Consider the following 12,394-nt stretch of genomic DNA (forward strand, 5'->3'; position numbering starts at 1 on the left):
CTAACACATGCTTAGGGACTTTTACTGTATCACACCAACATCCACCTTGGCCATGCTGGCAGTTATTATCTTGCCCGCAAAGTGGACAAATTCTTTCTGTTCCTTTTACGCTCATCATCATCACTCCTGAATATATATTAAAATCGAAATAGCTTAATATTATTATGCTTCAAATTGGTGAAATTTATCTAAGTAAGAAGCTACATTTAAAACAGATATAGTTTGAAAGCAATGTTCTAATAACCCTTAGATCCACCTTAAGTATGTATTACCATACTTTATTTTTCTCTAAACTTCTTAAGATATTCAGATGCTGATCTGTTCATTTCTAGTGAGAAATCAGACATATATTTACGATTACATAGGGCTTGAATATCTTCGCTTATATTTCTATTTGGGAATCCTGCCTTTTCATTTTTTACACTTTGCATTTCTATATGCTCTTCTTTAGTTAATCTACGATATTTGTTTTCATAAACTATATACTGTTCCTCAAAACGTACAGGTTTCTTCCTATTCTTTTGAGACTCTGTTGGATAACCATAAACCACCATGGCTGCTGGTAAAACAAAGTCTGGTAGATCTAATAATTCCCTAATAGTTTCGCAATTTTCAATTATATCACCAATATAACATGAACCAATTCCTAAGGATTCTGCAGCAACAACTGTGTTTTGCGCAGCAATTATCGCATCAGCGCAGGCAAGGAGGATATCCCCTTCTCCTGGTGTCCTTGGATTACAATTTTCTGAGTCAAAAGCATCATACCATCTTTGATAATCTGCAAGGAATATAAGAACTAAAGGAGATTTTGCAATAAATGGTTGATTATCACATTCTACTGATAATCTTTCCTTTAATGTTTCATCTGTAATATCAAGTATGCTATAAAGCATCATTGCACCAGCAGTTGGAGCTTCAAATGCAGCGTTTAATATTTCTTTTTTCAACTGAGGCTCAATTGACTTGTTTTCAAATACCCTCATAGATTTTCTATCTTTTATTTGTTTTAATACTTCGTTCATATCATAACCCCCTATTATAATCCAGCTATGTTTATAGCATTGATTTATTAAATTACAAATATAAAAATTATATTTAATTTATAGTAACTATTTACTACTTAAATCATATTATATCCTATTTTGTGAAGATTTTGAATTATTTTCTTTTATAAATGATGAAACAAATAATACGGTTTCTTTTGCAAATAAATTATGTCCAACTCAACTTTATCTATTTTGTAAACAACTTCATACCTACGTGGGTAACAGTAGCTTCACCTAAAGCTATAACAATATAAAACAACAACAAAAAAATTGAATAATCCTAAGACTTCTTCAATGTGCTCTTTTTTCAATATTATTTGAATTTGCTTTTGACTTGTTGATATAAAAAGTAATAAAAAAAGCACTTTTGTAGAAAAGTGCTTCTTACTATCTCATTTTATATACTTCTTAACTTATTAATTATGAAAATTCTAATAAGATTCTAACGTTGTCCCATAAAAGTTAAAGCTATCATTCCTGCTCCAGTATGAGTTCCAATGATGGGACCAATATCACTTATTAAAACTTCTTTAACTAGATCTTCTTCTAAAATTTGATTTTTTAAACTTAACGCATCTTCTTCACAAGCTGCATGGCCAATTATAATAACTTGATTTTTTATATTCACACCATCGTCTTTTAATCTTTGTAATAAATAATGATGGCTTTTCTTCTTACCCCTTACTTTTGAGATAGACACCAATTTTCCTTCTTCATCTACGCTTAAAATAGGTTTTAAATTTAACATATTCCCTATGGATGCTTGTACCCCACTAATTCTACCTCCACGTTTTAAATGTTCTAAATCATCAACGGCAAACCAATGACATACTTCTAACCTTTTGCTTTCTATCCATTGTTTTAGATAATCTATAGAGTAACCTTCCTGCTTTTTCAAGGCAGCAGAATAAACTAATAACCCCTCACCTATTGAAGCAGATAAAGAATCTACAGTGAAAATTTTCTTATTTGGAAATTCCTCTTTTAAGTCATTTATTACTAACCTAGAGGCATTATAGGTGCCACTTAAACCTGAAGAAAAAGAAATGTAAAGTATATGTTTTCCTTGGTTTAAAATATCACTAAACACGGATTTATATGTATTATAATTAATCTGCGAAGTAGTAGACATTTTACCCATTCTTAAATGACTATAAAATTCATGAAAGCTCATATCTCTTTCATCAGGATGATGACTATAAATCACATTATCCATAATAAATTCCATAGGTAACACAACTATATCTAAATTTTTAATGATATCCACGGGTAAATCACAAGTTGCATCTGTAATGATTATATAATCCTCCATCATAATTCCTCCTAAAACATAGGGAAATTATAACATCAAATTACTTTCTTCGTATATACACAGATTAACCTTTTTGTGAAAATCTCTCTAGAGCGCCTCTCATTGTTCCTTCAACAGTAATGCTTATTAAGTTTGTGATTTCTATTGGACTTGGGGTAAAATCCGCTTGAATCCAATAGTTCATAATCCCTAATAGTGATACAGTATAATAATGAGCTATAAAGTCTTTTTCTTTTTCTTTTACTTCTAAGTCTAATGACATATCATGAACAATACTTTTAACTACACGAAAAACACTTTTATACATAAAATCCTCTAAATATTGTCTCCCCAGTGATTTAAAAGCGCAGAGGGTACTTTTCTTGTTTGATTCAATATAATGAAATAAGTAAAGCAGTTCATTAGTCCAAGTTTCGTAGGTACTATTTATTTCTAAATGTCTCAATGCTTCTTCGTGATAAAACCATTCTAATAATTCATAGATATCTTTGAAATGATAATAAAATGTACGTCTATTCATTTCGCACATATCTACAATATCTTGAATTGTTATTTTTTCAAAGGCTCTTTCACACATAAGCTTTTTCAGTGCTTCAGCTAATTTCTTTTTTGTTTTATTTGCGTTATCATTCATCTATTTCACCTTTTGGATATTAGCTTTATCCTTTTACTTTCTAATAAATATAGTTTTTTCTAAATTGTATTTTATAATTTATCTTTACTTTTCCGATTGTATCATACATTTAATTAATAAGTAAAATTATATAATAGAAGTGTTGTTATTTTACTTATCTTTTAAGTTCTACTATTTAAATATCTACCTATGGTCAACTACTTCCTTAATTTCCTCCAATGAAAAACCTATCTGCTTGAGTGATATAATTTGTTGGAGTTTTATAATATCACATTCTGAATATAATCTATGCCCTGCATTAGTATGAACCAAAGGACATATCAAGCCAATAGCATCATAATGATGTAAGGTTCTTATAGTTCTTCCTGTATAAATACTGTTCATTCCTAAATCTTTCATTACTTGAATACATCCTCTATTACCTATTAAATCTTCTACAGATAAATTTTCTGTAAAATCTAAAGAAGCATTTAATAATTCATCGCTAATGTACCCTCTAATATTCCCCATAGAATCTGCATCCGCTAAGGCTTTATGTTTACGATTACTAGCATTAACTTTCAAACTTATCCTCTGATTTCCCTTTAAAGTTCCTGATACTAGACTTGCTATTGATACAGTTCTACCTAATGCAGTCTTTAAAAGTTTATTTATACCTTTATTATCACAAATTTCTCTTATCAAATTTGTATTATCTACAAAAAAAATACGGGCTTGTTTGTTGTAAGCTATTGTTTTGATTATGTAGTTATCCATCTTATTTTAATTTCCTTTCTTTAATAATAGCAATGGTATATTGCATTTTATTCCTAATTTATGCTGGTTATATAACCCACTATATATCCTGACGTAACGTTAGGTGCAAGGATTTTTTTAGGCATCACCAAAGTTTTTTAACTCTGGTGATGCCTTTTTCATTTAGGATAAATATTAATGAATTATTCTCATTTACTATAAGTGTACTTAAATTAAGGAAAGGCTATTGCAAGCTCTATCCTTAGATGTATTATCATGGAACTTTTTAAGATTTTTATATTGGTAAAAATGTACCATTTATTATATGATTTTATATTTGATGTCCATAAAAAAAGAAGAAGCTCTCGCTTCTTCCTCATAATCTTTAGCTTTAAATCATTATTTAAAAGATCTTATTGTGCAATATCTTATTGTGCAATATCTTATTGTGCAATATCTTATTGTGCAATATCTAATTCATTTCCATTTTTACCCTGATAATAATTTTTGTTTTAGTATCCTAATTCTTCTCCCACAATTAAAACGCTTATATTAGTTGCTGGTGGACATTTATGTATAACTGAAGTTACATTGCATAAACGCGTTGGCCCTTGACAGTCCACACAATGACCTATACTAGCACAAGGATTTGGTTTACTTAACCTCTTATTATTTAATGGTGCTGCTGTACTTTGAATGCGTTTCTCGGCCTCATTAATGTCTTTTACAACTTTATTAGCACCAGCAACAATAATAACTTTTTTAGGACCAAAAGTCATTGCTGCAACCCTATTTCCAGTAGCATCTGTATTAACAAGTCTGCCATCCTCTGTAATTGCATTAGTGCTTGTCAAAAACACATCACAAGTAAGTTGCTTACGACGCATTTCTAATATTTCTTCTGAATTTAATCCAGACTTATTGTGGCAAAATATTTTATTCCCCTTTGCTTCAAGGATTTCAACAATACCAAGCTGTTGTAATGTCCAGGAGCCTGCTATTCCAACAGTTGCATCCTGAGGAATCATTGATAAAAGCTGATTTAATACTTCCTTAGCATCGTCATAAAATTTCGCATCGAATCTGTTTTTTAATAATGCATCTACTGCTTTAATACCCTGCTTTTTTAATGATAAATTAACACTGTCCATCCCTTGCACTCCTCCACTACTTTACAATTCATTAATGTTTTGAATCTAATAAATATAACCTTTATTAATATTTTATCAATGACAGATGACTGAGAAAAAAAGTTTCTATGAACATATTTTTAAATTTGCATCTTTTAATATTGTTTTTTACAACATAAAACACTGTAAGAAAAAACACCTTACAGTCTCAAGGTATTATGTTCTTAATATCCTAAATTACATCTATAAATTCATTATTTGCTTATAACCATTGCTTTTGCACTAGCTTTTATGGTTTCTAGCTTAAACTCCCTTGTTTTACGGGTTATAGATATAAAATCAAACTTTTCTCCACTAACATGCATTACAAATCTTTCCATGGATGCAAGACAACTTATAAGTCCATTTCCACTACCACCCGCAGCTGCAACAGAAATTATAGGTTTTCCATTAAAAAGACTTTTTTCTTTCTTCCAAGCTTCGCATCTACGTATTCTATCTGTGAAAGTTTTCATAGACTCGCTCATTTCACCCCAATAAACAGGAGTTATAAAAACAAAAGCATCCATTTCCATCATAGATTTATGAAGGTTCTGAAACTCATCCTCTATGATACATTTATGGTCACTTAGGCATTGTCCCCATCCGTTACCACAACTTTTGCAATGATTAATATTAATTTTATTTAAATCTATCACAACTACTTCCGAATTTCCCTCAAGAGCACCAGCTTTAGCATACTCACCACAAAAATATGTTAATCCATTTTCATTAGGACTGCTTGTAAATATCATTGTTTTCATAATTAAATCCCCTAAAATCTTTAAATCTATTGCTTTTATTTATTTTTCTTATATGCATTTATAAATATTTTAACATATCATTTATGTAGAAAATACAACTAAAAAAACTTTTACCTTTAAAAAAGCTCATGTATTTAATTTTTTATTATTATAATTCCATATTTTCATCAAGTTGATTAGTTATGAAACATATAAACTTTCAACAATTTTACTTAAAGCAGAAATGCTTCAAAAGCAAATTGAACTGCACCCTGTGAAATTCACAGAGTACAGTTCAATTAAATGTACTTAGCTTAGTATTTAATTTAAATACTAAGTAATATTGTTATTGCTACTAACCATTAATTTTTATTACACTTTTAATAAATCATTGTTTCTATGCACTATATTTTGCTTATTTAGACTATCTTCATTTAAATTATCCTCACATATAACTTAATACAACTTACTGAATTCGCTGCTTGAGATATAATTACTTTTGAATATCCATATATTTTTGAGCACTAAGTTTAATTATAATCTCAGCTTATTTTCAGTATAGATACCAAGAAGAAGGAACAACTAACATTCATGGGGTTTTCGTAAAACATTGTCTTCAACATATTTATGAAAGAACCATTCTCCTAGGCCTAGACCTAGTGCTGCAATTGATGCATCGGAGTAAGAGATCATGTCAATGCTCCATATATAGTTAAACATATAAATTGTAAATAGTGCTAAGCCAATATCAGCAATAGTTGCTAAAGTATTATTAGACATACTCAGTATTAAAATATCACTTATTATATATGCAAGAATTGTAACAGTTCCAGATATGTATAAAATGTCACCAAAAGTTAAGTTAGTAAAAATATTTAGAACAGTTTCTAGAACAATGGTAACCATGACAAACTTTATTAGTAAAGCTGTAATGTGTCTCATTATCTTCACCTCCTATAGGCTTATATAGGATTAGTTTTCCTTTTTTTATGAAAAATATTCCTTTTCCTCAAATCAACTATGATGTCAGCACGAAATTTATTATTTTAAACCAAAAGATTTTCAAGGGGTAATGAATTTATGTAACCATACATAGTATTTTTTATTTTTATTAGAATAACATAGTAAATTACCCTTTTTTTAATATTATTTATTTATAAACTCAATAATTTAAATCTGAATTTTTTCAATGTTAATACTTTTATGCTCTTTTGGCGGCTCCATTTTTTAACTGATGTGAGGTAAATAATTAAATTTCATAAGTTTTATTTCCTTATTTGTCTTTCGTTATAACAAGAGGTTTTTCATAGTAAGAGGAGCAGAAACTTTGCATATTTCTGCTCCTCTTATTTATTATTGACTAACTGTATGTATAACATTTATTGATGCTCCACCACCGGATATTGTTGCAGTGTGAGTTCCTGGAGATGTTCCTTTTTCTACCACCCAATTAAATGTCGCCTGACCATTAGCATCTGTACCACGAGCTTGGGAAACTGTAATTACTCTGTCACCAAGTTCATAAGATGTTCGCAAAATATACCTTACTCCTGGCTTACCTTGCATTACTATATACCCTAAATCACCAATTTTAAGATTAGTGTTTGATGAGATGATTAATATATCATTTGCTACATTTGACTTTATTTCAGATGCTAATGCTTTACTGTTAAAGCCTAAAATAAATATAAATAACAACGTTAAACAGAAATTTTTAAATTTCATATAATCTATTCACCTCTAATTTCTTTAAATTTTTCATAATTATATACTTATAATTCCCAATGTTGTTTTTAATATTACACATTTACAATTAAAAGGAATTACTTCAAAATGAATTTAAAGCTTATATACAAAATAATGTGAGTTCTTATTTGCCAATTTCTAAAAGGTGAACAAAATTAATCAAGCAGTTACTTTATTACATTTATCGCCTCCATTCTTAATATATATATCCCATTAAGTAACTTGTTTATTTCGGATTTTTTCTAAAATTAAATATATAAAACTTCCTAGAATATTATTTTTCAACCTGTTGTTTCGTGCCCAAGACAAATATCTTCTGTTTATTTATATTTTGAGTAACCTTTTTATACAAAATTAAATATTATAAACTGTGAATATTATGAAAGGATACTTAAAAATGTCTTATAATTCAAATAAAAATTTCAACAATCAATATCATCGTTCCGATAACACAAGTACAAATAACAACAATAATTTAGCCACTATGGATAACTTAGATTATATGGGAAGCTTAGATCTTATGAATGAATTAGAGAATAATGAGGTCACTTCTAATGAAAATGCCATGTCCTATGTGAAGGTATTACATGCCTCTCCTGATGCTCCAGCTGTTGATATCTATGTAGATGATGAACTAGTTGTAGAAAATCTTGCTTACTCAGAAGCTACAGATTATCTACCACTTCCTGCAGGAAGTTATAATATAAAAGTTTATGCTACGGATACCATAGAGAATCCTGTTATTGATACTGAAGTAGAAATACCAGAAAGTACAAGACTCACAGTTGCAGCTGTTGGTAATCTTTCTAATCTTAGGCTACTACCTATACCTGAGGATATTGCTACTGGAATGCCACAAGGAACCCATATAAGAGTAGCACATTTATCACCTGATGCACCTGCAATAGATGTAACTACTACAGATGGTGATGTAATTTTTGAAGATGTAGAGTTTGGTGAAGTTACAAATTATATTAATGTGCCAAGAGGAGTATACACATTTCAACTAAGACCAACTGGAACCGCTTCAGTAGTGCTCACGATTTCTAATGTTACATTCATGCCTAATTTCTACTATACAATTTATGTCCTTGGTCAGATAGAAAATGAACCAGGATTACAAGTTTTTGCAACTGTAAATAGAACACCTGGTATACTAACTACTAACTTTGATGAAGAGTTCTATCCACTACAGTTTGAAATTACATCAAACGGATCAAATAATACAAATACAAATGAAACAAACACAACTAATACAACTGGTACTACAAATACATCTATGCCAAGAGCTCCTAAAGAATTAAATGACGTTATGAAAGATTTTAGTAAAAAATATGATAATATATATGCTGATCTTGAGAAGTTTGGGTTAGATAGAAAAGTTTCAGAATATTTAGTGAGATTAATGCTTGATTATGTTAATAAAAATCATGACAGATACAAAGGCACTGTAAGAAAAAGAGCAAATATGGCTGCAAGAGATCTTAACCTTCTTTGCCCTTGGATATTTGATATTATGTCTTGTCTAAAAGTTCCTGATAGAAAAACAGTTGATATAACTATAACAATTGTGACCTATGGTTTTGAAAATCTATAATTTTGTGTGAGTTAAATAACTTTTAAAAAGTTAATTGTTATCTTTAAATTAGATTATAGGTATCATAAAGAGCTCAAAGTTGTGTTCAATAAAAAAAAGTAATTTCACATTAAGATTAGATATCAATAATCTCCTCCTAAACTAATCAAAGCTTTTAAAGATCATCAGTTGTACTATTAATTGTAAAAGTTGTTACCTAGTGAAAACAAGATATGATGAAATTCAAATAAGAGGTGCCATGGCACCTCTTATTTTATATTTAAAACCTATTATTAAATATTCATTGATATTTTTCGATAATATATTCACATCTTAATTACCTGTAATAACTGAAAACTTTTTTCCTTGATAAAGTAGCTCCACATACCTTCCCCTAAATTTCTTCTATTATCTATTATATTACTTTTTGTTAATAGCAAATTAAACTATCTGCATATGAGAATTCCTCTAAGAATATACTCTTCTGTTTATAACCTTACTCTTTTCCTATTTTACGAATGTTTATTGCATAATTTATTATTGTGATAAATATAACTAAGATTATTATTGATATAACACCACTAGATAAAGACTGTGCCTTTGTCATGCAATAAGTAATATAAAGGAATATTAATAAAATTTCAACTTTAATGAGAATTAATAAACTTCTTGTATGTCTATAAACAACCTCTCTGTCTAAGTTAGTTGTTTTTACAGGAACACTCCAGGTCTGTGGGAGAAAAGATAAGACGGTAAGTACAGTGTATAAAAAAGTGCTGATAATTGGCAATGTGATGAGTTCATTTTCACTTCCCCATCTGTCAACTTCACCCATGACATTAAAGTGTCCAGGTATTTTATCAGGAAGTTGATTCCACTGTAAACAAACAAAAATAATCATTCCTAATATCATTATCAAACCTAATATTTCAATAGCAATTTGAAATATTGTATACTTAGATTTCATAATAAAATCCTCCTTTTTATTACACGCTTAGGTAAAATCATCTTTACTCCAGCCTTTTTAACCACTTACTACTATTATTAACTTGTCATGTATTTATGTTTTGTTCCTAATCTATAGAGTAATTTGAAAAGTCACTTTTGCAGCTAACCCCTCTAAATAACCTTTGTGTAAATATATTACTATTTATAACTTCAATGCATTTTATGATTTTCAAACTACGATATAACTCTATTTTACCATATAATTACAGTTGAGATAAGCCTCTTTTTATCTAGTAATTTTAATTTTTACTTCTTAATTTGCTACTGAAATTTATACCAAGTGCTATATTCAATGTAACAAAGTTTTAGTTTTGTATATTCTAAAGATTGGTTCAATCTAAAATATTTGCAGTGAAAAACATTCCTAAATTAATTTTTTGATTTCATAATTTAATATAATTTTTCTAAAAATAAAAATCTAGCAGCATCACAAACCGCTAGACTTAATCCCTATATTCATTAAATAAATTTACTTAATCTATCTTTTAACTCTACTTCCTTATCAATTAGCCAACCTTCTTCTTCACAGGTATTTCCCCACTGAACTATATCATTTATTTCATCTTTTGTTAACTCAACAGAAATTTTATCTATAACTTTTAAATTTTCCTCGTAATAGCCATTATACATTTTTAAAGCATTTTTTTCTCCTTTTAGCCCTAAGGAATATAAAGGAATACCTTTTGCATCTTTATGATGTGCCACAACATAAAGTCTTACTCCTTGATTCCTTTTATCTGCTTCTAAATCTATATGGTTTACTTCAACTAAAGTCCCTAATTGTATATTATATTTGTCCATAAAATCCACTTCCTCTCTGGATATAGATTCTACATAAAAGCTTAATTCCCTTTGTTTTCAGAAAATTCTTCACATTGTTAATTTCAATTAATTTGCCTTAACAAAACTAAGAGTATATATCAGAAAATTCAACTTGAATTCGTTCTACCTTTGTTCCATAAACCAAAGGAGTTTCTTTGTTAACATCAGCTTCATTTACTATTTTCACAGGTAATTCAATAATAAATTCACTACCTACTCCAACTTCACTTTTTAGTGAAATCTTACCTTCATGCGCTTCTATAAGGGCTTGTACTAAAGAAAGTCCTATTCCACTTCCTTCCGCATGCCTATTAAGTGAATCATCTACTCTTCTGAATCTTTCAAATACCTCATCAGTCATTTCCCTTGGAATACCAATACCCGTATCTTTTACAGAAATCATTACACTTTCTGTCCTATCATGTATAGCTACTGTAATTGTACCATTTGGGTTAGTGTACTTTATTGCATTAGAAAGTAGGTTTAATATAATTCTCTCTATCTTATCAGGATCAACTGCCATTATACGCTCTTCAACATCAGTATCAAATATGAGAGATACTTTTTTACTTTCTACATACTGAACTACAGACAAGGTAATATCCTCAATAACACTAACTATATTGCAATTTTTAAGATTTACATCTAAAAATTTAACATCTATCTTAGTTATATCAATTAAATTATTTATAAGCCTCAATAATCTGAAGCAATTTTGCTGCATTATCCTAACATAATCGCTATAAGATTTACCATATGAAAGATCTTGAACTTCTATAGGTATTTTTTTTAGAAGTTGAACAGCACCTAAAATAACATTTAGTGGAGTCCTAAGTTCATGAGATATATTTGCCATAAAAGAACTTTTTGCCTCATTTGCATCTTCTGCCTCCTCCTTGGCTGCTCTTAATTCAAGGTTTACTTTTTCAAATTCAATATTGGTTTGCTCTAACTTAGATTGTTTAGTTTTAAGACTTTCAATGGAAAAACATAGTTCATCTGCCATCTCATTAAATACATTAGATAGTTTTCCAATTTCATCATTCCTAATAATCTTTGATCTTTGTGAAAATTCTCCTTTTGAAAATTTTTCTGTAATATTTATTAAACTATTAATGGGATTAAGAATGTGCTCTGTCTTTTTTATCCATATAATTATTCCAATAATCAAAAGAGTAACAGAAATAAATATGAAAATATTTAGATTCTTTCCCATTACATTTGTAAAATTACTTTCAGGAATAGCTGTAATAATTAGCCAATTTATACCTTCTTTTTTATAATTAGTTAATCTTATATGCAATTTATCATCTTCTGTTTTTACGACAAAATCATTATCTATGTTGGTTTTGTAATTTTCATATGCATCTATTATATACTGATTATCTATTTTCTCAATAGATATTCTTTTCATTTCGTTATCTTCAAGGGTTGTAAAGTTAGGTTTATTTAAAGAGTTAGCGATTATCATCCCTGAGTTCATTTCTATAATATATGCTGTTGCCTTTGTATCTTTTGTAATATCACTTAGATAAGTATTTAATCTTGAAAGAGGAAAATGCGTACCTAATATTCCTTTAAGGGAACCATCTTTTTCATA

Annotated in this window: 13 protein-coding genes; 1 reads left to right on the plus strand and 12 read right to left on the minus strand. The window is 29.0% G+C overall.

Going from position 1 to position 12,394, the window contains the following annotated elements:
* The 9 genes from RR409_RS19500 to RR409_RS19540 form a co-directional block, all read right to left on the minus strand.
* Window positions 1-121 (minus strand): cysteine-rich CWC family protein (locus RR409_RS19500; protein ID WP_332559463.1); only part of this gene is annotated, 121 nt, incomplete at its 3' end.
* A 157-nt stretch (window positions 122-278) separates the two neighbouring features.
* Window positions 279-1,025, minus strand: coding sequence for a nitroreductase family protein (locus RR409_RS19505; RefSeq protein WP_332559451.1), 747 nt, complete (start codon window positions 1,023-1,025; stop codon window positions 279-281).
* Window positions 1,026-1,491: 466 nt separating this feature from the next.
* On the minus strand, window positions 1,492-2,361 hold the full coding sequence (locus tag RR409_RS19510) for a DegV family protein (RefSeq protein WP_332559452.1): 870 nt from the start codon (window positions 2,359-2,361) through the stop codon (window positions 1,492-1,494).
* Window positions 2,362-2,425: 64 nt separating this feature from the next.
* On the minus strand, window positions 2,426-2,995 hold the full coding sequence (locus RR409_RS19515; protein ID WP_332559453.1) for a TetR/AcrR family transcriptional regulator C-terminal domain-containing protein: 570 nt from the start codon (window positions 2,993-2,995) through the stop codon (window positions 2,426-2,428).
* A gap of 183 nt (window positions 2,996-3,178) precedes the next feature.
* Window positions 3,179-3,751, minus strand: a complete 573-nt coding sequence (locus RR409_RS19520; RefSeq protein WP_332559454.1) for an Hsp33 family molecular chaperone HslO — start codon at window positions 3,749-3,751, stop codon at window positions 3,179-3,181.
* A gap of 491 nt (window positions 3,752-4,242) precedes the next feature.
* Window positions 4,243-4,881 carry a lactate utilization protein gene (locus tag RR409_RS19525; RefSeq protein ID WP_332559455.1) on the minus strand — a complete coding sequence of 213 codons (639 nt, stop codon included), beginning with the start codon at window positions 4,879-4,881 and terminating at the stop codon, window positions 4,243-4,245.
* Between the two features lie 233 nt (window positions 4,882-5,114).
* The gene (locus RR409_RS19530) at window positions 5,115-5,663 is read right to left on the minus strand and encodes a flavodoxin family protein (protein WP_332559456.1); all 549 of its coding nucleotides are present in this window, start codon (window positions 5,661-5,663) and stop codon (window positions 5,115-5,117) included.
* A gap of 561 nt (window positions 5,664-6,224) precedes the next feature.
* Complete coding sequence (locus tag RR409_RS19535; RefSeq protein ID WP_332559457.1) at window positions 6,225-6,584, minus strand: DUF2512 family protein; 360 nt, start codon at window positions 6,582-6,584, stop codon at window positions 6,225-6,227.
* A gap of 411 nt (window positions 6,585-6,995) precedes the next feature.
* On the minus strand, window positions 6,996-7,367 hold the full coding sequence (locus tag RR409_RS19540; RefSeq protein ID WP_332559458.1) for a hypothetical protein: 372 nt from the start codon (window positions 7,365-7,367) through the stop codon (window positions 6,996-6,998).
* Between the two features lie 418 nt (window positions 7,368-7,785).
* Here RR409_RS19540 and RR409_RS19545 point away from each other — a divergent pair, with 418 nt between their 5' ends.
* On the plus strand, window positions 7,786-8,985 hold the full coding sequence (locus RR409_RS19545; RefSeq protein ID WP_332559459.1) for a DUF4397 domain-containing protein: 1,200 nt from the start codon (window positions 7,786-7,788) through the stop codon (window positions 8,983-8,985).
* A gap of 475 nt (window positions 8,986-9,460) precedes the next feature.
* Here RR409_RS19545 and RR409_RS19550 read toward each other — a convergent pair whose 3' ends face one another.
* The 3 genes from RR409_RS19550 to RR409_RS19560 form a co-directional block, all read right to left on the minus strand.
* Window positions 9,461-9,931 carry a DUF1648 domain-containing protein gene (locus tag RR409_RS19550; RefSeq protein WP_332559460.1) on the minus strand — a complete coding sequence of 157 codons (471 nt, stop codon included), beginning with the start codon at window positions 9,929-9,931 and terminating at the stop codon, window positions 9,461-9,463.
* A gap of 500 nt (window positions 9,932-10,431) precedes the next feature.
* On the minus strand, window positions 10,432-10,773 hold the full coding sequence (locus tag RR409_RS19555; RefSeq protein WP_332559461.1) for a hypothetical protein: 342 nt from the start codon (window positions 10,771-10,773) through the stop codon (window positions 10,432-10,434).
* Between the two features lie 106 nt (window positions 10,774-10,879).
* A partial coding sequence (locus RR409_RS19560; RefSeq protein WP_332559462.1) for an ATP-binding protein occupies window positions 10,880-12,394 on the minus strand: 1,515 nt, incomplete at its 5' end.

Origin of the sequence: Clostridium sp., assembly GCF_036642255.1 — a bacterium.
Lineage (GTDB): Bacteria > Bacillota > Clostridia > Clostridiales > Clostridiaceae > Clostridium_J.